General features: G+C 59.3%; 16 protein-coding genes. 10 read left to right on the forward strand and 6 right to left on the reverse strand.

What is annotated here, in order from left to right:
* Position 1 precedes the first annotated feature (1 nt).
* The 5 genes from MW046_RS13225 to MW046_RS13245 all read right to left on the reverse strand — a co-directional run bounded on the left by MW046_RS13225 (position 2) and on the right by MW046_RS13245 (position 6,054).
* Positions 2–1,072: an ABC transporter ATP-binding protein gene (locus tag MW046_RS13225; RefSeq protein ID WP_247995058.1), complete on the reverse strand. Its 1,071-nt coding sequence runs from the start codon at positions 1,070–1,072 to the stop codon at positions 2–4.
* Positions 1,069–2,133, reverse strand: coding sequence for an ABC transporter ATP-binding protein (locus MW046_RS13230; RefSeq protein WP_247995059.1), 1,065 nt, complete (start codon positions 2,131–2,133; stop codon positions 1,069–1,071). The genes MW046_RS13225 and MW046_RS13230 overlap by 4 nt, the downstream gene beginning before the upstream one ends.
* Entirely contained in the window at positions 2,133–3,152 is a 1,020-nt protein-coding gene (locus tag MW046_RS13235) for an ABC transporter permease (protein WP_247995222.1), read from the reverse strand. Before MW046_RS13235 ends, MW046_RS13230 begins: the two co-directional genes overlap by 1 nt.
* 34 nt (positions 3,153–3,186) lie before the next feature.
* Positions 3,187–4,191, reverse strand: a complete 1,005-nt coding sequence (locus MW046_RS13240; RefSeq protein ID WP_247995060.1) for an ABC transporter permease — start codon at positions 4,189–4,191, stop codon at positions 3,187–3,189.
* A 75-nt stretch (positions 4,192–4,266) separates the two neighbouring features.
* The gene (locus MW046_RS13245) at positions 4,267–6,054 is read right to left on the reverse strand and encodes an ABC transporter substrate-binding protein (protein ID WP_247995061.1); all 1,788 of its coding nucleotides are present in this window, start codon (positions 6,052–6,054) and stop codon (positions 4,267–4,269) included.
* A 114-nt stretch (positions 6,055–6,168) separates the two neighbouring features.
* On the opposite strand from MW046_RS13245, the gene MW046_RS13250 reads away from it, so the two are divergent.
* The gene (locus MW046_RS13250; RefSeq protein ID WP_247995062.1) at positions 6,169–6,402 is read left to right on the forward strand and encodes a hypothetical protein; all 234 of its coding nucleotides are present in this window, start codon (positions 6,169–6,171) and stop codon (positions 6,400–6,402) included.
* Positions 6,403–6,887: 485 nt separating this feature from the next.
* On the opposite strand, the gene MW046_RS13255 is transcribed toward MW046_RS13250, so the two are convergent.
* Entirely contained in the window at positions 6,888–7,613 is a 726-nt protein-coding gene (locus MW046_RS13255; RefSeq protein ID WP_247995063.1) for a sugar phosphate isomerase/epimerase family protein, read from the reverse strand.
* 149 nt (positions 7,614–7,762) lie between these two features.
* Between MW046_RS13255 and MW046_RS13260 the strand changes: the two genes are divergently transcribed.
* From MW046_RS13260 to MW046_RS13300, 9 genes are all read left to right on the forward strand, one after another.
* Positions 7,763–8,857, forward strand: coding sequence for a Gfo/Idh/MocA family protein (locus MW046_RS13260; RefSeq protein WP_247995064.1), 1,095 nt, complete (start codon positions 7,763–7,765; stop codon positions 8,855–8,857).
* 274 nt (positions 8,858–9,131) lie between these two features.
* On the forward strand, positions 9,132–11,189 hold the full coding sequence (locus MW046_RS13265) for a cellulase family glycosylhydrolase (RefSeq protein ID WP_247995065.1): 2,058 nt from the start codon (positions 9,132–9,134) through the stop codon (positions 11,187–11,189).
* A 26-nt stretch (positions 11,190–11,215) separates the two neighbouring features.
* The gene (locus MW046_RS13270) at positions 11,216–13,144 is read left to right on the forward strand and encodes a cellulase family glycosylhydrolase (RefSeq protein ID WP_247995066.1); all 1,929 of its coding nucleotides are present in this window, start codon (positions 11,216–11,218) and stop codon (positions 13,142–13,144) included.
* A 26-nt stretch (positions 13,145–13,170) separates the two neighbouring features.
* Positions 13,171–15,498 carry a cellulase family glycosylhydrolase gene (locus MW046_RS13275; protein ID WP_247995067.1) on the forward strand — a complete coding sequence of 776 codons (2,328 nt, stop codon included), beginning with the start codon at positions 13,171–13,173 and terminating at the stop codon, positions 15,496–15,498.
* Positions 15,499–15,566: 68 nt separating this feature from the next.
* On the forward strand, positions 15,567–16,976 hold the full coding sequence (locus MW046_RS13280) for a twin-arginine translocation signal domain-containing protein (protein WP_247995068.1): 1,410 nt from the start codon (positions 15,567–15,569) through the stop codon (positions 16,974–16,976).
* 34 nt (positions 16,977–17,010) lie between these two features.
* Positions 17,011–18,189, forward strand: a complete 1,179-nt coding sequence (locus MW046_RS13285; protein WP_247995069.1) for a glycoside hydrolase family 5 protein — start codon at positions 17,011–17,013, stop codon at positions 18,187–18,189.
* A gap of 29 nt (positions 18,190–18,218) precedes the next feature.
* The gene (locus tag MW046_RS13290; protein WP_247995070.1) at positions 18,219–19,802 is read left to right on the forward strand and encodes a PKD domain-containing protein; all 1,584 of its coding nucleotides are present in this window, start codon (positions 18,219–18,221) and stop codon (positions 19,800–19,802) included.
* A gap of 61 nt (positions 19,803–19,863) precedes the next feature.
* The gene (locus tag MW046_RS13295) at positions 19,864–21,966 is read left to right on the forward strand and encodes an endo-1,4-beta-xylanase (protein WP_247995071.1); all 2,103 of its coding nucleotides are present in this window, start codon (positions 19,864–19,866) and stop codon (positions 21,964–21,966) included.
* A 22-nt stretch (positions 21,967–21,988) separates the two neighbouring features.
* Complete coding sequence (locus MW046_RS13300) at positions 21,989–23,683, forward strand: cellulase family glycosylhydrolase (RefSeq protein WP_247995072.1); 1,695 nt, start codon at positions 21,989–21,991, stop codon at positions 23,681–23,683.
* Positions 23,684–23,825: the final 142 nt, after the last annotated feature.

Here is a 23,825-nt window from a genome sequence, read left to right on the forward strand (position 1 = left end):
GTCAGTCGGTAGCGTCTTCGTCCTCTTCGATCGGTTCGCTGTCCCAGTACGGGCTGGTAGAGCGAGCACGGAAACAACGGACGGACGATTCCTCCACGGGGACGGGTTGTGGATCAGTCGTCCGACAGTGCTCGCGGGCCTCCGGACAGCGGGTGTGAAACCGGCAACCGCTAGGTGGATTTACTGGATCCGGAACGTCGATCTTTCGCATCGGTAGCTCCTGTGGTGCCGTGTCGACTGCCGCGAGATCCGGTGTCGCCCAGCGCAACACTGAAGTGTATGGGTGCTGTGGATCCTCGATGAGTTGTTTTGCTGGCCCAACTTCTGTAAGCTCTCCGAGATACATCACACCAATCTTTCCATCACCGTGCTGTGTGAAATATCTGGCGTTCGAAAGATCGTGAGAGATGAAAATGTACGACGTATCGAACACGGCTTGCAGTTCGAGCATGAGATCCATCATCTCGACGCGTAACGACACATCAAGCGCACTGATGGCTTCGTCGGCGAGGATGACGTCGGGATTCATCAACAACGCACGGCTGAGGACGACGCGTTGTTGCTCCCCGCCCGACAGCTGATGTGGGTACCGATCGGCGAAATCCTGTGCTGGACTCATCCCCACTCGTTCGAGCAGCGAATAGATGCGTTCTCGGCGCTCACTCGTCTCCAATTCCGGATTGACCTGTCGGAGTGGTTCGGAGAGGATCGAGAGGATCCGTCGGTTGGGGTTCAAGGAGCTGCCCGGGTCCTGATGAATGATCTGCAACGATTGGCGGATCTCCTGCCACGACAGATCGGCATCGCTCTTTCCATCTCGGATCGACCAGATGTCGTGACCGCGGTACGTGACATGGCCCGCAGTCGGACGCTGGAGACCGATGGCGGTTTTTCCGAGCGTGGTTTTTCCACAGCCGCTTTCACCGACCAGAGAGACGACATCGTTTTCCTCGATAGAGAGCGACACGCCATCGACCGCCCGTACGACCTCCGACTCGTCCGTCAACAGTCCGGATTCGTTCTCGAAATGGACTGCAACGTCTTCGAGACGTAATAGGGGATCGGTGCTCATCGCCACTCACCATCGTTTGCCCCCTCTTCCGCGTAGTTCAATGGGATCTCCGTCCGGGCATTTTCCCAGTGGAAACACGCGGCTGTGTGTCCGGATGCGACTGAATCCATAGGGGGATGGTTCGTTCGACACTCCTCGGTATCGAGTGGACAGCGCGGGTGGTACGAACAGCCCGACGGCACGTTGATCGGGGCCGGACTCTTGCCTTTGACCGGTCGCATCTCCGCAAGAGGGGCATTGAGGTTCGGTGTCGCGTTCAACAGCGCTCGTGTATAGGGATGGGCAGGAGCGTCGATCATTTCACTGGCCGGCCCGAGTTCGACGAGTTCGAAGGCGTACATCACCGCGAGCCGATCGGCCAGCGACGCGACCAATGGGAGATCGTGAGTGATAAACACCATCGTCAGATCGTATTTCTCCCGTAACTCTCGCAATAACAACAGGATAGACTGTTGCATCAACAGGTCAAGCGCTGCAGTCGGCTCGTCCATCACCAACACGTCCGGTTCGAGCACAAGACTCAACGCGATGAGCGTTCGCTGTTGCATCCCCCCCGACAGCTGGTGGGGATAGGAGCCGAGTATGCGGCTTGGCTCCAGATACAGGTCTTCGAGCAACTCATGTGCCCGGTCGAGTCCCGTCTCGACGACCGCATCGTGTGCTTCTAGCGTCTCGATGAAGTGCTCTTTGATCCGCATCGTCGGATTGAACGAACTCATTGCCCCCTGGAACACCATCGATATCTCCTCCCAGCGCAGGGAACGGAGCTCAGAATCTTCTAGCGCCAGTACTTCGACGGTCTGCTCCTCGTCGGGACGGTACTCCACACTCCCCGACAACTGACCGGGATCGGGCACCGCATCGAGTAACGACGACGCTAACATCGACTTTCCGGAGCCGCTCTCCCCGACGATCCCGATGATTTCATTGCGCTCGATCGCCAACGACACATCGTCGAGCACGTAGGAAGTACCGTTATCGTACGTTACGGACACATCGTTCATTCGAATGATCGGGTCTTGAACCTGCGATTCGTTCAGCGTATCACTGCTAATAGACATCACATATTCACCTCAGTGTTCGTTTCTCGGTCCTCGTTCCCCGCGGTCGCTTCGGATTCACCCGCGAGCCGGGTTCGGACACGTGGATTGAACACTCGGTCGAGTCCCTGCGCTAGCAGGATGAGACCGAGTGCGATGCCCATGATGGCAATCATCGGCGCGATCAGTTGGTAGAGCGCCTCGCCGCCGACGAGCGCGCCTTCCTGAGAGTAGGCGTTTTCTAGCTGGAGTCCCCAGTTGTCGACCGAACTGGGTAACACGCCGAGATAGTACAGCCCGACGGAGGCGAACACCACGTACCGAGCGGCGTTGGCGAAGTTGACCAGCACGAACGGCATCAGGTTCGGGATGATGTCTTTGAACAGGATCCGTGACGTACTGACGCCCATCGTTCGTGAGGCCTCGACGTAGGACTCCTCCCGGAGTGTGAGCACTTGCGACCGGATCGAGCGACCGAGTCCGGCCCAGTAGTTGATCGTGAGCAACACTCCGATGAGAACGGGATCTCTCGGCCTGAAGACGACCGCGAGCACCATGACGAGCGGAAGTCCGGGGATCGACATCGCCACGTCGGAAAACGAGGTCAATGCGCGGTCAACAGTGCCGCCCTTGTAGCCAGCAACCGTGCCGATGAGAACCGCGACGCCGGTAGCGAAGATCCCGCCCGACATGACCATGATGAGCATCTCGGGGGTCGCGTGGATCACCATCCCCAGCACGTCCTCGCCCGATCCCGTCGAGCCCAGCGGTGCGCTCAGCGTCTCGAACGGTCCCAGTCCCCGTTCGACCTGGTTGCTTTCGGGCGCGGGGTAGAACCACGCGCCAAGGATGCCCATGAGCACGTAGATGGACATGATTGCCGCGCCGATGCGCGTCCGCCGGTCGTCCCACGCGACGAGTCCGGGCTTGTAGATGAACTCCTCGTAGAAATCCTGGAGCCGGTCGCTCCAGGTGACTTCCACGGTGGACCCACTCGTCTCGAAGGTGAACGTGTCCGTATCCGGCCCATCAGAGACGATGGTGGACTGTGCTGTATCGGCGTCCGACGTGGAATCAGTAGGTTTCACGTGAATCACCAGATTTGACTCGCGGATCGATCAGTCCGTAGGTGAGATCAGCAATGTACACCGCCAACACGAGCGCAATAGTGATGATGAGGAAAATACCCATCATCAGTGGGTAATCGCGGGCTTCGAGCGCTTGGAACATGTAGTAGCCGATACCGGGATAGCTGAACACCTGCTCGAGAATGATCGATCCGCCGAGATTGAACCCGATCAGCGTCAGAAAGCCAGTGTACATCGGAAGAATGGCGTTTCGCGCGACGTATCGCACCGAGATTCGGCGGTCCGACAGCCCCCGCAGCCGTGCCACACGGACGAAATCCGAACCCAGCACCTGAATGGCGTTTCCACGCATTGCCAGCACCTGTAGCCCCGCGCCGGTGAGGACCATCGACGCGATCGGTAGGATGGCGTGATCGATGGCGTCCAAAACGAACAACAGCGACAGTCCCGGTTCCACGTCGGGACTCAATCGGTGGCTCGTCGGAAGCAGCTCCAACTGATAGCCGAACACGATGATCAGCACGATACCCAGCACGTAAAACGGCATCGCCGCGAACAGGATCGAGGCACTGCTCGACGCCAGATCGAACGTGCTCCCTTCCCGGTAGGCCATGAGCGCGCCCCACACGATGGCGATCAGGAAGATGAGCAGCGTCGACGTTGCCATGACGAACACCGTCCACGGAAGGGCGTCACCGATGATCGCAGTGACCGGCTCCTTTTGGAGGAACGATTGTCCCATGTCCCCGGTCAGCAGCGCGGTCATATACTCGTAATACTGTTCGGGAAGCGACTGGTTCGGACGGACGTTCTGATACGACTCGATCATCGCGTTCACCCGGGAGGGTGAAACGCCTTGCCGAAGCAGCTTCCCACGAAGCTGTTCCAACGGTCCGCCGGGGAGCAGCCGGATCATCCCGAACGTGACAGTGATGACGATCCACACCGTCAACACAGCCCGGATCGTCCGTTTGAGATAGTAGTTGTTCATACGCATCCTTGATAGCTACCGTATTCTTATGTTTATCATACTAGCTCCAATCATACGTTTCAATGATGTCACTGTTTAGTTACCAGTGTACTGCATCTCCCCTTGACGTGGAAGCCATGTGTTAGCCCATTGGACTTGTGCGACCTCGGCGTCCGGTTTGGGAATATCCCATTCTTCACCGCCAGTAATGAACGTCTGTTCGACCTTTTCGAGCACGGGAAGCATCGGGAGATCCTGATTCGTGACCCACGCTTGTTCGACGGTGATCTCATTGACAGTACTCTCATCAGTGCTTCCAGCTAGTTCCGAGAGTCGCTCGGCCGGATTGACCGTTATCGTCCCCGATCCCGACCGCGCGGGCACGGTCACATCCTCGCGGTTCCCACCGCGGGAGCCATCGGCCGCTGGGTAGTTGTACGTGACGGCGTCGTTGTTCTTGACCAACTGATGATGCAGGGAGAAGTACGGGAACGAACCCTGTGGCGAACCATACAGCCAGCCTGCTGCGGCCACAACGAAATCACCGTTAGGGAAGACGTTGCCGAGCATGGCGTCGTAGCTCCGGGTTTCTTTCGTTGCCTGAAATCCGAACTGGGAGAGCTGGTCGACGACCGTATCGGTCGCCGTGTTCCAGTCCGACCAGTCGGATGGCACCATGATCGGCAGTTCGACGGTTTCGCCGTCGCTGTCGACCCACGTACCGTTTTGTTTCTTATAGCCAGCCTCTTCGAGGACCTGCGTGGCTTGTTCGGTCGCTGTGCTGTCCACACCGTACGTATCGAAGTCGTCGATCGCATCGCCCAACCACTCTTGTTGATTGTCCGAAGCGATTCCAACCGGGTACTCCGGAGCGGTCTTGGAGTCCGGAGAGACGTTGTCTCTCACCTGTGCCCGGTTGATGACGTACTGGATCGCTTGACGTACGGCCCGATCACTGAGATGTGGATCGCTGTGGTTCGGATACAGTCCGTAGCCCCAGTTCGAGGGCGTCTGGATCTGGGTAACTTTCTTCGGGAAGTTTTCGAGGATATCCGTCTGCACGAACAGAGAGAACGCCGAATCGATCGCCCCGTTCTGGAGCGCCTGCTGGGCCTGCTGGTTGCTTTCTCGGTATTCGAACACGTACTCATCGAAGTTGATGTTATCAGCGTCGGGGTGGTCATCGCGCAGCGTGAGTCGCAGTTGCTCCTGTCCGACGCTGTCGTGTTCGAACGGGCCGCTAGCGATCGGTTCCCGGTAGGCGAAATCTCCGAGCTCCTTGAGTCCTTTCTGTTCGTCGTTTTTGAGCGTCTCGAGATACGTACCGAACTCGCTTTCCTTTTGGTGAACGAATCGATCAGCAAGGATCTGGAACGTGACGATCTGCTCGTTGACGGTCGAATCGAACTGTAGCCTGACGGTCGAATCGTCGGGCGTTTTGATGCTCTCGGTGAAGTCGGCGTACGGTTCTCCCGTGTACAGTCCGATACGCAGCTGCGTGGCGATGTCGCTGGCCGTGACGTCGTCCCCGTTCGACCACGTTAACCCATCCCGAACCGTCAGCTCGAACGTATTACCTCCGAAATTCCACTCTGAGATCGCATACGGAATGAACTCGCTCGTCTTGAAGTTGTACTTCACGAACGGATCGAACAGCGCTCGATTCGTGATCTGGGGCGTATTCGCCGGATTACTGCTGTTCCACTGTATGTCCGCCGGCACTTGGTTGACGTGGCTGACGTGTCGTGGACTTTCATTTTCGTCGTCCCCGTTGTTGACGAGGTTAGCACACCCTGCAACGGCAACAGCGCTCGCAACACCGGTTAGTTGGAGGAACCGTCGGCGGTCGAACGGCTCTTCGCTCTGGTCTCCGTATTCTACCATGTTCTACGTTAACTCGGAGAAGCACGCAGTAATAAGTGTTGTGGTGTTGATACGCTAGGTGCCAGTGAGACTCTCGGTGGCAACCTTCATATCACTAGCGACATACCATCACGCATGTCGTGGATTGATGTGTTCTGGGCGTACGTGTACGATCATCGCCAGTATGGCTGGCTGCTGTTCGTACTTCTAGTGTTTTTGTTGCTCTTGACGGTGATCTCACTGTTGTTCGGAGAGCCCGGAACGACGTCCTACACGATCTCGATCGTGAATCTGGGTCTCGTCCTCTTTGTCGGACTCCTCGTTGGTACCCTCTTTGGGTACAGTCATTACCGTCGGCCGAACGAATAAGCCGTTTTCGTTCTGTTTCGCCAGTGTGAACGATCGATCTTCGTGAGTCCATAATACGTCTCTCTGATGTTTTATGGAAATAATATATGAAATCTTATGCATATGTCTACTATCTCTTTTCTATCTCCTTTCCATCCCCGAGACGGATGCGTTTCTTTTCCCTGTCTCGCGTCCGTCTTGTATCCAACTCCACAACGCGTTCGTTTGATATAGACAAATAACCGTCCTCTGGGTATCTCGTATTTGATATTGTCCGGGCGCGTTTCGCAGATGAGAACGACCGTTATCGTTTCAAGAGGAGAATCTCGAAACAAGAGTTACAAACGTACGTGTGTAATGGGACCGTGCTTCCTCTTCCCGATCTACTCATCCGGTCTGTGACCGAGTCTGCTGTTTGATTCCACAGACCTCCTGCGTTTTTCCTGAACTTTCGTCTTTCATCCGCTCCGTGGTTTTGTATTATCAAACACGGCAGGGGTTTTCGATCAGTCCGCCAGCAGCGCCGCGCCGTGTTTCAGGGAGTCATGGGGGTTCTCCGGTTCGTCGTGCTCGTAGACGATCGTTTCCACGTCGCCGAGTGCGGTTTTGAGACAGTTCGTAACGTCGACGGCACCGGTTCCGACTTCGGTCGGGGTTCCGTTGTCCGAACAATCTGTGAGATGGAGTAGTTCGATGCGGTCGGCATTGGCTTCGATAAACGTTTCGGGGTCTGCGCCGCCGGCTTCGATCCAGCCGGTATCGAGCTCGAAGCCGAGCGCGTCGCCGCTCTGTCGGATCAGCGCTTCGAGACCAGTTCGATCACCGATAGAGACGAGCTCGTGATCGTGGTTGTGGTAATGCAGCGATCCACCTGCGTCGGCCACTAAGTCGGCGAGTCGCGTCAGTCGCTCTGCGGTCGTGGCCACGCTGTCGGCGTCGGCGAACTGATCTGGATCGAGCCACGGAACGACGAGTGTATCACAGCCGATCTCGGCGTATGCCGCTACGGTACCCTCGGGATCGGTCTCCAGTCGGTCGATGTCGACGTGAGCCGAAACCGCATCGAGTCCATTGCGTTCGAGTGCGGCACCGACACGTGCCGTATCGGCGTCGGCAAACCGGTGTGCGAACTCGACGCCGTCGAAGCTGGTCTCTCCTACTCGGTCGAGTAGCGACGGGAGCGGTTCATCGATCTCACGAAGCGTGTACAGTTGTATCGCTGTAGTGCTCACAGTCGTGGTTTTGTCCGGTGAACTAAATAATTACGGCTCTGGACATCGCGCCGACCACGATTGTCTCCGTCCGACCGTCTCAGCCGGTTCTCATTCGACAGTGGAGCGAAATCACTATCTGGGTGGTAGTATAAACTGACTACCTGAGGATGAATCAGTATACAGTTGCGATCATTGGAACCGGTCCGGATCCAACGAACCCGACGGTCGAAGGGTTCGCTATGGGATATCGGCACGCGGAAGCGTATCGTGATCATGATCAGTGTCGCATCCTCGCGTGTGCGGATATCGTCCGCGAACACGGCGAGGCATTCGCTCAGGAGTTCGATCTCGATTCCGAGAGAGTGTATGAGGACTACCAGACGATGCTCTCGGAAGTCGAGCCGGACATCGTCAGCGTGACCGTTCCCCCCGCTGTTCACGAAGAGATCGTGGTCGACTGTGCCCGCAGCGATGCAGTGGCTGCGGTTCATTGTGAGAAGCCGATGGCCCACACGTGGTCCAGCGCCCAGCGGATGGTCCAAGCGTGTTGGAGAGCCGATACCCAGCTCACCTTTAACAGACAACGCCGGTTTGGTCGCCCGTTCACGGAAGCCGACCGGCTCCTGAAAAACGGCGAGATCGGTGCGCTTCAACGCGTAGAGATCGGCTGGGGTGACTTCTTTGATACCGGCGCTCACACGGTCGATCTCGCGGGAATGTTCGTCGGTGACCGGTCGCCGGAGTGGGTTATCGCACAGTTGGACTACCGAGAAGAAGACATCAGATTCGGTGCCCACCAGGAGAACCAGATGTGGGCGCAGTGGCAGTATACGAACGGTGTCTACGGAACGCTGTCGACCGGTGAAGGCTCCTCACTCGTCGGTGCAGCGTTCCTCCTGCGTGGTACCGATGGTACGATGCGCATCGATGTCGACAACGGGCCGATGCTCGAACTCGAACAGGACGGATCCCGAACTACCGTCGATGTCGGTGGCGAGACGATCCACGGTACCCCTGTCGATGGCGATCGCTTTGGCTCCCGGCTACACACCCGCACGATCGAAGCGGTCGTCGATGCCCTCCGGAACGACGAAGAATCCCAACTCTGTGGACGGGTCGGTCTCAACACGGCTGAGATCCTCTTTGCAGGATACGAATCGGTTCGCCGCAGAAAACGGGTCGATCTCCCGCTTGAGATCGACGATAATCCCATCGAACAGATGGTCGAATCCGGTGCGCTCTCACCCTCTCCGAGTGAGTGAACGCTCAGACGAACGGTCGGCGATACCCGAAAAACGCGTCAGCTCGTGACCCAACCACCGGAATGGCTGGATAGCGAGCTCGCTCTGAGGCTCGCAGTTTTATGTATTGTTGAAGCTGAACTCGACATAACTATAATCAAAAAACAATATAATAATCTACTATATATTTATAGAAAATCAATACTAGTAGAAAGTATTATTATGTTGGAGTTTATCTATATCGTTGTACCGCATTGACGCGTGTACCAAAGAATGGAGGCGACAGGGACATACAATGAGTGGCAACACGAACCGAACCGAACGAGGCGAATCGACAGAGCTTCGATCAGCGACCGGCGATTGGTCGGCGTCGCGTCGGGATTTCCTGCGTGCAACGGTTGCAGCAGGGGGTCTCGCGGCGTTCGGCCCTCTGGCTGTCACGGAGGCTTCGGCGGGGGTTCCGACGCCGTGGCTCCATCGAGACGGCAACCTGATCAAAGATCCCAGCGGGAACACGGTGACACTCCGTGGATTGAACATCGCGGATCCAAAGCGGATCAACATGACCGCACAAGCGCGCGGGATGAACGCGGTTCAGGTGATCGACAGTCTTACCAACGAAAGCAACGGCTGGTATCCACGGATGATCCGAGTCCCGGTTCAGCCCGTTGACATCGGGGAGTACGAACCCGGCTCGGGCCCGCCGATTCCAGGGTTCGATCGTAGTCAACTGGAAAGCTACTTGGAAAACCACCTGGATGCAGTCGTTCAGCGGTGTGGCGAGCGTGGAGTTTACTGCATCATCGACTATCACCGCCACCGGGATGTCCAGTGGGCAGAGGGACAGTCGGGTCCTGTCAACACAGCCCTTCAGGATGAGGTCGACATGTTCTGGGACGTCGTTGCTCCCCGGTACGCAGACCAGTCTCACGTCCTGTATGAGGTGTACAACGAGCCACAGGAGCCGGGGATGTGGAACGATCCAACCACCACGGAGTGGGTCGCCGACATCTGGCGGCTTTGGCTTGAGATGGGCCAGCCATGGGTGGACACGATCCGCTCGCACGCCGACAACCTGATCCTGATGGGTTCGCCGAGCTGGAGTCAAAGTCCGGAAGGTGCACTGGTCGAGGAGTTCTCGGGCAGCGACATCGCGTACACCTACCACATCTATCCGGGACACAACTCCAGTGCTGCCAACGACTGGGAGGACGCATCGAACAACGGTGAAGGCGTCGCCCACATGTACGAGGAGGCTCCCTTGTTCGTCACCGAATTCGGGTGGGAGGAAGGCGCTGGACAGTACATCGGCGGCACGGACTCGGGATTCGGGCAGCCGTTCCTCGACTGGCTCGAAGGCAGCGACGCGATCCACTGGACGGCGTGGTGTGGTGACCCCGTCTGGCGACCGGTGATGTTCGACCGACCGTTTGCTGATGACGCCGACGATTCCGTCGGTGATCCGTACAACGGGACGGTTCCAGAAGACTGTCCGGAGTTGCCGTGTGAGTGGGAACTCACGACTGGCAGCGGCTACATGGGTGACGATATCAAAAACGCGTTGGCGGACCTGCGCAACGACGGGATTCCGGGCGACGGTAACGGTAGCGATGACACGACGCCCCCAACCACGCCGTCGGATCTCTCGGTAACGGCGACGACAGGAACGTCGGTGTCGATCGCGTGGGCAGCCGCTACCGACACCGGTGGCTCGGGCCTAAGCCACTACGTTATCACCGTGGATGGCACCCGGGATCACACCGTTTCGACGGGCACGACCGAAACGACGGTCGAGGAGTTGTCCCCCGATACGAGCTACGAAGTGGGCGTGTCGGCACTCGACGGTGCGGGCAACGAGTCCGCAGCGACGACGGTGACAGCGACGACTGGTTCCGATGACGGTGGTAGTCCGGGCGATGGGTTGGTGATCAACGACTACGACGGTGATCCGGCGTGGTCGAGCAACACGAACGATCTGGGTCAGTGGTGTGGCGCTGGCTCCTTCGAAAACGGCAGTGGTACCGTCAGCGACGGGGCACTCGTGCTCGAATACGCCAACGGGGGGTGGTACCAAGAGCAGCTCAACCAGTCGATCACCGACTACTCGACGCTGGTCTTGCGCGTGAGTGGTGCGAACGGTGGCGAGGAAAACGACATCACCTTCGAGATGGGCGGAGTGAGTGCGTCGTTGGCTGATGTAACTAGCGATTCCGTCACCACGAGCGCGGGCGACGTGACGATCGACCTCGAAGCGGCAGGCGTCGACCGTTCCTCTGCCTCGCTGTCGCTCCGGCTCAACTTCTGGGGCGGCGGAAGCTCGACACTCACCATCGAAGCGGTGCGACTCGAATAGCAAACGATAAGACAGATTACAGACCAATGACGACTGACGACACATACGAAACGACTGACGAATCGACGACCGACCGATCCAACGAATCGAGCGCGCGCATCATCGACGGCATCTCGCGGCGAGGGGTGCTGAAGGCAGCGGGTGCGGGAGCGCTGTCTCTCGGATTCGCTAGCAACTTTATCAACTCCGTGTCGGCGGTGGGGATTCCCACGCCATGGCTCCACCGGGACGGCAATCTGATCAAAGATCCCAGCGGTAATTCCGTGATCTTGCGTGGTGTGAACATCGCCGATCCAGCGCGGTTGGCCCGGACGTGGCGGAGTAAGGACGCGATGGCGGTGTTCGATAAGGCAACGAACACCGACGAGGATTGGTACAGCCGCATCATCCGTATTCCGACCCAACCCCAGGATATCAGCGGTGTGAACAACAGCCTCCAGATGGCGCACGGCGACGATTGGGGTCCCTTGTTGCCCGGACAGTTCGACGAATCGGATCTCGATACGTATTTCAGCTCCTACATCGATCCGCTGGTCGATGCGGCCGAAGAGCAGGGACTGTACGTGATGATCGACTATCACCGGCACTTCCCGATCTTCCACCAGCCCCAACACGAATCGGATCTCGGTGAGTACCAGTGTGGAAACGAGAGTTTCCCCAACGATATCGGCTTCTGTGGCGAGCGAGGGATGCTCTGGCACTCCGAAGAACAGGCCGCTCAGCTCGATGGTTACACCGAGGAGTACGCCGCGGAGCTCGATGATGAGCTTCGAATGTACTGGAACTTCGTCGCCCCGCGCTACAGCAACCGCTCGCACGTTATCTACGACATCTACAACGAGCCGACCGGCCCGTACGCTGGCGATTGGGGTTCTCCGTCGGAAGTTCCACACGGCGGCAACGACGAGGGTGGCGAGGACACCGACGTGACCGACCCTGTCTGTAAAGACTACTGGGACATGTGGGTCGATCGGGCACAGCCATGGGTCGACATCGTCCGCGAAAACGCGCCCCAGAACCTCATCACGATCGGTTCGCCACGATGGAGCCAATACACGTACTGGGCACCGGAAAACGAGTTCGACGGCGACAACATTTGCTACACGGGCCACGTGTACACCCACGACAGTATGCGGCCGCTGTCGACGTACTTCGGTGAACCAGCCCAAGACGTGCCGATCTTCTTCAGTGAGTTCGGCTGGGCCGAGGGCGGTGGCAAGGACGACTTCGACTTCCTCGAGGGAACGGCCTCCGAATACGCCCCCGAGTTCGAGGAGTTCATCGAGAACAACCCGGTGCATCCGATCTGTTGGAACTTCGACCACACGTGGGAACCGGCGTTTTTCGTCCACGACACGAGTCAAGACGGAACGTGGGAGATGTGGGACTACGAGGCTCGTCCCGGCCAGTGGTGGCAGGAATTCCTCGCTGCTCACCAGAACGACGATCTCCCGGAGGGTAACGGGGGCACCACACCGACGGACACACCCACGAACACGCCGACGGACACGCCGGGCGATGGGTTGGTGATCAACGACTACGACGGTGATCCGGCGTGGTCGAGCAACACGAACGATCTGGGTCAGTGGTGTGGCGCTGGCTCCTTCGAGAACGGCAGCGGCACCGTCAGCAATGGGACGCTCACCTTGGAGTACGCCAACGGGGGGTGGTACCAAGAGCAGCTCAACCAGTCGATCACCGATTACTCGACGCTGGTCTTGCGCGTGAGTGGTGCGAACGGCGGCGAAGAGAACGACATCACCTTCGAGATGGGCGGGGTGAGTGCGTCGTTGGCTGATGTAACTAGCGATTCCGTCACCACGAGCGCGGGCGACGTGACGATCGACCTCGAAGCGGCAGGCGTCGACCGTTCCTCTGCCTCGCTGTCGCTCCGGCTCAACTTCTGGGGCGGCGGAAACTCGACGCTCACCATCGAAGAGGTCCGCCTCCAGTAACGCGGTCTTCCAGTAACCACTCGACCATGACACACGATGAACGAACGACTGCGAGCGAGACGGGATCGAACCACGATCGAACCGTCGACACGCTGTCCCGACGCGACATCTTGAAATCCACGGTGGCAGCCGGTGCGCTCGCAGCTGGCGTCGGTACCGGGGTCGTCGACACGACACGCGCGGCAGTGGTCTCGACGCCGCCACTACACGTTGACGGCAACCTCGTCAAAGATCCCGATGGCCAGACTGTCACGCTCCGTGGCATCAACATCGCGGATCCGAAACGGATCAACGTGACCGCGTCGGCCCGAGGCAAGACCGCAGAGCAGGTTGTAACTATGTTGACAGACACGGAGCGGGACTGGCATTCCCGAGCGATCCGCATCCCGGTCCAGCCCGTCGACATCGGTGAACACGAACCGGGACAGGGTCCTCCGCCCGTAGCGTTCTCCCGGGAGCAATTGGAGACGTATCTCACGAATCATCTCGATCCGCTGATCGAGCACTGTCTCTCGCGTGGAACGTACGCTATCGTCGACTACCACCGCCATCGAGACATTCAGTGGACCGACACTGCGCTCCACGAGGAAGTAGAGCTGTTCTGGGACACGGTCGCCCCGCGGTATGCGGACGAGCCACACGTCATGTACGAGCTGTACAACGAGCCACAGGAGCCGGGCATGTGGGGCGACCCCACACAGAGCTCCAACTGGGCTGATGTCTGGCGGGACTGGAAGTCTACTGCCCAACCGTGGGTCGACCTGATCCGTTCACACGCGGCGGACAATCTCGTCCTGATCGGCTCGCCAAGTTGGACCCAGAGCCCGGAGGGTGCGCTCGTCGAACCGTTCGACGGGAGCAATCTGGCGTACACTTACCACATCTATCCGGGCCACAGCGTGAGTGCCGAGAGTTGTCACTGTTGGGACGACGCTACCACCAACGGGGAGGGAGTGGCGCAGGTGTACGAGGAGTATCCGCTGTTCGTCACGGAGTTTGGCTGGGAGCGGAACGGTGGACAGTTCATCGGTGGGACTGACACCTTTGGGACTGCGTTTCTCGATTGGCTGGAACAAAGCGATGCGATCCATTGGACGGCGTGGTGTGGTGATCCCGTCTGGCGGCCGGTACTGTTCGATCTTCCGTTTCACGATGGCTCGTGGGAAGACGCCATCGGTAACCCCTACGAGGAGGAGATACCCACGGTGTGCCCGGAGCTCCCGTGTGACTGGTCGCTGGCCACTGGCGACGGCCACATGGGTGACGATGTCAAAGACACGTTGTACGAACTTCGCAATCACCGTCCACCGACCGTTCCATATGATCCGGATGCCCCGCCGGTCCCCTCGGAACTCACCGTCGACGGCGTGACCGAGATCACGGTCGACGTTTCGTGGTCGGCCGTCGAGGACGTCGGTGAGGCCGGTTTAAGCCATTACAATGTGTATATCGACGGAACAGAACACGTCCGAGTGGATCGTGGAACGACGAGCACAACGATCACGGAGCTCAGCTCCGATACGAGTTACGAGTTTGGGGTGTCAGCAGTCGACCGCGCTCGCAACGAATCCTCGCGAGTGACGGCGACAGCGACGACTGACGCGTTCGAAGACGCCACACCGCCGTCAGTGCCCGGAGACGTTTCCTCGCCATCGAACACCTATCGATCGGTTTCCCTTACCTGGATGGAATCGACTGATGAAGGCGATGCTGAGACGGCTGGAATGGACCACTACAACGTCTATCTGGATGGAAGGAAGGAAACGACGGTTCCGGCAACAACCACGGAGACGACGCTGTCCGGGTTGGATGCCGACACCACCTACGAGTTTGGGGTGTCAGCAGTCGACCGGGCTGACAACGAGTCCGAACCGGCGACGGTGTCCGTGACGACCGATCTGGCAGCCGCCGGACCGGATGATCTACTGATCGACGATTACGACGATCCCTCGTGGCCGTCCGCGAACGATCTCGGCAATTGGACCGGATCGGGCGGCTTCGAGCATATCGATGTGGTCGACGGTGCGTTGCGCATCGAGTACGATTCGAGTGGCTGGTACGGCACACAGGTGTCCCGGGACATCACCGCGTATCCGACGCTCCGCCTGAAAGTCGTCGGTGACGACGGCGGCGAGCACGAGGATATTCAGCTCGATTTCGGTGGCGTCCGGACGGACTTGTCACGGATAACGGCTGATTCGATCGGGACGACCGAATCGATCGTCTCGATCGATCTCGAGGCTGCGGGCGTAAACCTCACGTCGCCGGGACAGCTCGATCTCCGGTTTTACGGCGGCGGGACCGGTGCTATCGAGATCGAAGAGTTGTGGCTCGATCACGAGGAGAGAGGATAACAACTGAACGCCCATCGCTGGCGTCCGTCTCGATCGGACGGAACCGGGATGGGGTGTGAACGACAACGATGACTAGAAACACACACGATACGACGCGATCGACGAACAGCGACGCTGATGGGGGATCTTCCGAACGCTACCTTCCCGACGTGCTCGACGGCAGTTCCCGACGGGATTTCCTGAAAGCGGGGGTAGCCGTCGGTGTCGGCGGACTCGTGCTCGGAGGAGGGACCCCTGCGACGGCTGCGAAGGTCGAGGAGCGATGCAATTCGGACTACGGTACGATCGACGTTGCCGACGGCTTCGTCCTGATGGACAATCGATGGGGCAACGAGAACGCCCACCAGTGTATTTGGCGCAACGCCGATGGGAGCTACGGGTACGACTTCGACGCTTCGAACACAGGCGGCGGAATCAACTATCCTGAGGTGTTCATCGGAACGCGCCCGTGGGGTGCAAGCACTGGTGTCGCCGGGTTCCCTATCCAGCGCCGGGATGTCGAGGAGTTCGTGATGGAAGTGGACGGCGACGTCGATATCTCCGGTGGTGAGTGGAACTGGGCCGAGGAGTGGTGGTTGATGGAACAACCACCCACCCAACAGCCCGAAACACACCAGTATGAAGTCATGCTGTTGTTGGATTGGAGCGACGACCACGACCACGGCGCAGTACAGGATCCCGGTGCGTGGACCGATCGCTTTGGAAACACGGTTGATCTCTGGGTCAACTACGAATCGGGAGGTACCGACGCCGATTTCTACATCTTCCGGATTCAGGGCGGTCACGACGGCGGTAAGATCGATATGGCGGAGATCGTCACATATCTCAGCGGCACCGAGGGCGTCCGGGGCGATCTGTGGCTGTCGGGCATCGAACTCGGCAACGAGTACTGGACGGGTGCCGTCGGAGAGACCACGTACGACACGTTCGATGTCACCATCAACGGCTCGACGTACACTAGTGGGATCGATGACGGCGGTCCCGTCCCGACGGACACACCCACGAACACCGCGACAGAGACGCCGACGGACACGCCGGGTGATGGGTTGGTGATCAACGACTACGACGGTGATCCGGCGTGGTCGAGCAACACGAACGATCTGGGTCAGTGGTGTGGCGCTGGCTCCTTCGAAAACGGCAGTGGTACCGTCAGCGACGGTACGTTGGTGTTGGAGTACGCCAACGGGGGGTGGTACCAAGAGCAGCTCAACCAGTCGATCACCGACTACTCGACGCTGGTCTTGCGCGTGAGTGGTGCGAACGGCGGCGAAGAGAACGACATCACCTTCGAGATGGGCGGGGTGAGTGCGATGCTGTCGGAGGTCACCAACGACACGATCACCACGAGCGGGGGTGACGTGACGATCGACCTCGAAGCGGCAGGCGTCGATCGTTCCTCTGCCTCGCTGTCACTCCGGCTCAACTTCTGGGGCGGCGGAAACTCGACGCTCACCATCGAAGAGGTCGCGCTGGTGTAGCCGACTGTACGCAATTCGATACCAATCAACACATATGGTACGAGACGAACGAACGCACGGCAACGATTCGGCAACTCCCAGAGGCGTCGTTTCCCGGCGTGAGATGTTGGGTGCAACGGTCACTGGTGCGCTGGCGCTCGCTGCGCCCGGTGTCGTCGGTCGTGGAGCCGCGGGGATTCCGACGCCGTGGCTCCATCGAGACGGTAACCTGATCAAAGATCCCAGTGACAACACCGTGATCCTTCGGGGCGTCAACGTTCCCGATCCCAAGCGGATGGACACGAAAGCGTTCCGACCGAATGCGACGGAGACGATCCGACGGGTGACGAACGAAAGCGAGAACTGGTACGCCCGCGTCATCCGGCTCCCGGTCCAGCCCGTCGATATCGGTGACCACGATCCCGGCGGAATCCCGCCGGTCCCCGGCTTCACGGAGCGCCAACTGGAACGCTACGTCAGTGACTATCTCCGGCCAGCCGTCGATGACTGCGCCGAACAGGGGGTGTACTGTATCGTCGATTACCATCGCCATCGGGGCGAAGACGATTCTCACGCGTACACCAGTCAGGGGATTCACGACGAACTCACGATGTTCTGGGAGACGGTTGCCCCGGAGTTCGCCGAGGATTCACACGTCCTTTTCGAGGTGTACAACGAACCGATTCATCCGTTCCAAGGACATTACGAACCGAACGTCGACGTCGATCCAACCGATGATGAAGCGATCGAAACGTGGAACACGTGGAAGGACGCGGCTCAGCCGTGGGTCGACACGATCCGATCGAACGCTCCCCAAAACGTGATCCTGATCGGTTCGCCGCGCTGGTCCCAATGGACCTATCAGGCACCGAGAAACGAGTTCGACGGCGATAACCTCGCGTACACGGGTCACGTTTATGCACACCCGTCTCTCCGTCCACTGTCGACGTATTTCGGCGAGCCGTCACGGCACGTTCCGGTCTTCATGACCGAGTTCGGATGGGGTCCCTACGGCGCGGAGTGGCTGAAAGGCACCGCCGAAGTGGAAGGCGAGGAGTTCAAAGCGTTCTTCGAGAATCACGACGTTCACTGGCAGGTCTGGTGTTTCGACAGCAAGTGGTCGCCCGCGATGCTCGACCACGACTGGTCGATCAACAGCTACGGTACCTTCTGGCAGGACGTCCTCGCACAACAGCGCAGTTCGGCCCTTCCCGAAACGACTGGATTCGAATAGCCAAGTAGCTACCCTCCACCCAGATACCAATGACAACGAACGATACACCAACCTCGGAATCGAACGCCGATCACCGATCCGAAACGACTGACTCTCGACCCGACACCGTCTCGACGACGCTCCGACGCCGAAGCGTTCTCCAGGCACTAGGTACCGGTGTGGCGCTCGGGCTGTTCGGTGTCGGCTCAACGAGCGGCGCACCGGCTAGCGTTGGCGACGGCGTGAATCTCCAACCGTCATATTTCTGTGATGGCGATCAGAATCTGGGTTGGGGACTGATGGATCAGTATCCGGACATCCAGACAGTGCGAATCGAGATCGAGCCGTTCTCCTTCAACGAGGTCGCAACGACGAGAGAGGACGCAAAGCGCTGGATCGACGAGGCTGGGAGTCACGGTTATGAGGTGATCGCTACTTACCACCACTATCCAGACAACGGTGCGGCCGACGCACAAGCGCTACAGGCTGCGGCTGACTGGTGGGTGGAACAGTACGACTATCTCTCTCAAGATACGTCGTTTACGATCAACATGATGAACGAGTGGGGTGATCACACCGTCACCGCAAGCCAGTACGCATCGGCGTACAACGACGCGATCAGTACGGTGCGCGACGGAACCGGTTACGCCGGTCCCATCGTCTGTGATGCACCCGGCTGGGGACAGGAAACCCACCGCCTTGCCGATGCTGTCTCACAGATCGACGACGACGATCTCATCCTTTCAGTACACGTGTACCCGAGTGGGTGGAATCAGGAGGTGAACGAGGCGCTCCAGCCCGCTCACCTAGATGTCGTTGACGAGACCGGCTACCCCTGTATGATCGGGGAGTTCGGGAACTGGGCAGCGAACCCGAGCGGGGCCGACTGGTCGGCGATCGTCGATCACGCCAAATCGTTGGGCTGGCCCGTCATCGGATGGACGTGGAACGGCGACGGCTCGGACGATCCGATGAACATGGCTTCCCCGTATTGGGGCGATGACTGCGGTGCCACATCCTACTCGGCGTCGTCGTACTTCGACGTCGTGTACGACAAACTCGGTAGCGGTGGGGGTGGTGATGACACGACAGCACCCAGTTCGCCGTCAAGCCTGTCGGTGACCGGGACGACGAACTCCTCAGTGTCGCTTGCGTGGGAGAGCGCTTCGGACACCGGTGGCTCCGGGCTGGATCAGTACGCCATCACGGTCGACGGCAGCCGTGATCACACCGTCTCGGCAGGCACGACCGAGACGACGGTGTCGGGACTGACGGCCGGAACGAGCTACGAGGTTGGCGTGTCGGCACTCGACGGTGCGGGCAATCAGTCCGAGCCGGTGACCGTCTCGGCGACGACTACGGATGACGATGGATCGGATGCCGTACTCGCGGAGATCGATCCGAGCACGACGACAGCGTCGGTCGGCGAACGGATCACGTTCCAAGTGACGGACACCTCGGGCAGCGACCAGTGGATCACGGCGTTAGACTGGGCGTTCGGCGATGGGACCACTGCCACTGGCTGGTGGAACGAACACGCCTACGATGCGGCCGGCACCTACACCGTCGCGTTGACAGCCACCGACAACGAGGGAGATACGACGACTCACGAAGTCACCATTACCGTCTCTTGACCGTTGTCGAGTCAGTAGCTCCCGTAGGTGTCGTTGGCCGTCCGGCAGGTGCCAGCACCACGTGGCTGACACATGGAGCAACGCACGCGAACCGAACACACAGGACACGACAATGACCGACCGACACGACCCACGAAACGAGACCGTTCCAGGATCGGCCCCCGGTCGATCCGCGAACGAGGCAGATCCATCTGAATCATCGGAAAACGGACCGTTCTGGACGTTCGGCCGTCGGGATTATCTGCGCGCGCTGGGCGGGCTGGGACTGGCCAGTGCGCTTGGCGGTGCCTCCGCTGTGGCAGGTGAGCCAGCCGACACCACGAAGACGGTCGAGAAGCGCATCGAGGAGCACCGTACGACGGCTCTGGAAGTCATCGTCGAGAATCCCGACGGCACCCCGGTTTCGGATGTGCAGGTCTCCGTAGAGATGCAAGAGCACGAGTTCGGGTTCGGAGCGGCTGCCAGCGCCGACACGCTCATCGAACAAACGAATCCCGGCGACAACTACCGTACCTACCTCGCCGAGCTGTTCAATATCGCGTGGTTGGGAAACCACCACAAGTGGCGTTTCTGGGAGAACAACCAGCAACTGGCCGATCAGGCCACCCAGTGGTTGCTCGATCACGGTCTGGACGTGCGCGGGCACACGTGCCTCTGGGGACGGGAAGACGTGTACGCGATCCCGGACGATATTCTGACGGCCATCGATAACCGGGACGCCCAGACGATCCGCGACCGCTCGATGCAACACATCGAGGACATTATCGTCCACTACGGCGAGGATGTTATCGAATGGGACATTGTCAACGAGGCGATGCACGCATACCGACTCCAGCTTGGCGTGTACGGTGACCGAATTGACACGGACGAACCGTGGACCGGCGAGGTCGTTCCTTGGACGTCCGACCTGCTGGCCGACTGGTACAGCCACGCTGCCTCGGTGATCGAAGATAACGATCTCGATGTCGGCATCGCGGTCAACGACTTCAACCAGTTCGCGTACGACTACGTGGACGGTCGCTACGAGACCCAGATCGAGTTTCTCAATGACAACGCGGCGCAGATCGATTCCGTCGGACTGCAGGGCCACATCGCCGCCCGGTCGGGTGAGAATGACACTGACACCGATCCCGATGGGCGGATCAGCGCTGACGCGGTCGTCAGCGAGATCAACCAGTGGGCCGACCACGGCGCACGCGTGAAGATCACAGAGTTCGACATGTACAACGGCGACGACTGGAACGGCGACCAGGAACGCGCGGAGGTGATGGATAACTACCTCCGGGGGGCGTTCAGCCATCCCGCTGTCGACGCGTTCATCATAGGCGGCTTCTGGGATGCTAACCACTGGAGGGACGAAGCACCGCTGTTCTACGAAGATTGGTCGCCCAAGCCTGCCTACGAGGTGTGGACGGAGCTGGTGTTCGGGGAATGGTGGACCAGCGAGAGCGCCACCACCGACGACAGTGGTACCTACGCCACGTCGGCGTTTCTCGGCGAGCACGAGATCACGGTCACGACCGATTCGGACTCGACGACTACGAACGTCTCGCTGACCGACCCGTCCGGCACGGCCACCGTCACGGTGACTGTCGACGGCAGCGGCACCGACGACGAGACGGCACCGACACCCCCTTCCAACCTCTCGGTGACCGAGACGACGAGCTCGTCGGCAACCGTTGGTTGGGACGCCTCCTCGGACACCGGTGGGTCGGGATTGGATCAGTATGTCGTCCTCGTCGACGGTTCTCGGGATCAGACTGTCCCTGCTGGGATCACCCAGACGACGGTGGCGGGGCTATCGGCCGGAACGAGCTACGAGGTTGGCGTGTCGGCACTCGACGGTGCAGGCAACCAGTCCGAGCCGGTGACCGTGTCGGCGACGACCGCCGAGAACGGTGGCTCTGACGACCTGCTGGCGGAGATCGATCCGAACACGACGACGGCGTCGGTCGGCGAACGGATCACGTTCCAAGTGACGGACACCTCGGGCAGCGACCAGTGGATCACGGCGTTAGACTGGGCGTTCGGTGACGGCACGAGCGCGACTGGCTGGTGGAACGAACACGCCTACGATGCGGCCGGCACCTACACTGTCGCACTGACGGCCACCGACAACGAAGGGGATACGACGACTCACGAGATCACTGTCACCGTCTCCTGATCGAACACACCAACACATACTAATGACTGATACAAACCAACCTGACGAAGGCGTATCGAGCAATAACGACGGTTACCGCAGCGGACTGACGCCGTTTTCCCGGCGTATGTTCCTGCAAGCCACTGGCGCTGGTGTCGTTGGACTCACACTCGGAAACGGAGTCGGAACGGGGGCTGCGGCTCCCGGTCGACTCCACACCGAGGGCCGATGGATCCGCGACGCCGATGGCAACGATGTCCGCCTCCAAGGGATGGCCCCCGCAGATCCGGGTTTTTACCGGCGGTTTCATCCCAAGACGTTCGAGGAGGTGCTCGAATGGACGACCGACGAAAGCCGTGGATGGCATCCGAACGTCGTTCGTCTCCCGTTCACGAAGGATTCGGTCGATCACTTCGGTTTGGATACCTATGTGACTGAGATCATGCGCCCGGCAGTTGATCTCCTCGCAACACAGGGCGTTTACGCTCTGGTCGACTACCATCTCATTCGGCCGTACACACAGGCAGCGACCGATGAGTACAACGACGAAAACGACGAGAATCTCGATCCGATCAACGACGTGATGGAGTCGTTTTGGGACCGAGTTGCGCCCGAATTCGCTACTGACGAGCATGTCATTTTCGAACTGTTCAACGAACCAACGCAGCCGGCGATGTACGGCGACGATCCCGGTGCGTGGCAGGCGTGGCGCGAGGCAGCCCAACCGTGGGTCGACCTCATTCGACAACACGCCGCAGAAACACCGATCATCATCGGTTCTCCGCGGTGGACGTCCGTCACTCACATGGCTCCGGAGTATCCCTTCGAAGGGGAGAACCTGATTTATGCGGGCCACATCTATCCGGACAACGGCGCTCCCTCGGAGTTCGACCAGTACTACGGCCAACCCGCTACTGACGTTCCTGTCGTCATCACCGAGTTCGGCTGGGATCCAGCTGGCGGGAGCGTCGACCAAGGTACCACTTCCGGTTGGGGTGAACCGTTCCGCAACTGGGTCGAAGGCTACGGGAACATGGGCTGGGTCTCGTGGTGTTTCGACGACTCGTGGGCACCGACGTTCTTCGACTCTCCCGATGCGGGTGCCAACGAACCATGGACGCTCAAGGACGATCCCGAACAGATGGGTGGATACATCAAAACGTGGCTTGCAGGAACGGAAAGCGACGATACGGCTGCCCCGACAGCTCCCTCCAATCTGTCAGTTACCGGGACGACGAACTCCTCGGTGTCGTTTGCGTGGGACGCTGCTACCGATACCGGTGGCTCGGGCCTAAGTCACTACGTCATCGCTGTCGGCGGCAGCCGTGATCACACCGTTTCGGCGGATACGACGAGCACGACGATCACGGATCTCACTGCTGACACCGAGTATGAGATCGGCGTGGCGGCCCTCGACGGTGCGGGTAACGAATCGGCGACGACCACTGTTGTGGCGACGACTGCCGAGAACGGTGGCTCGGACGACCTGCTGGCGGAGATCGATCCGAACACGACGACGGCGTCGGTCGGCGAACGGATCACGTTCCAAGTGACGGACACCTCGGGCAGCGACCAGTGGATCACGGCGTTAGACTGGGCGTTCGGTGACGGCACGAGCGCGACTGGCTGGTGGAACGAACACGCCTACGATGCGGCCGGCAACTACACCGTCGCGTTGACGGCCACCGACAACGAAGGGGATACGACGACTCACGAGATCACCGTCACCGTCTCCTGAACCCGAAACGATTCCACACCGTTTTTCGCCGGCCTACTACGGATCGATCGGCTGTAGCAAACTCCATATAATATAAAAATAATAAATTATTAATTAAAGTATTAGTATTAATAGTTAAATTTAAGTTCTAGGAATATAATAT

The sequence above is a fragment of the Halocatena salina genome (genome assembly GCF_023115355.1).
Taxonomy (GTDB): domain Archaea; phylum Halobacteriota; class Halobacteria; order Halobacteriales; family Haloarculaceae; genus Halocatena; species Halocatena salina.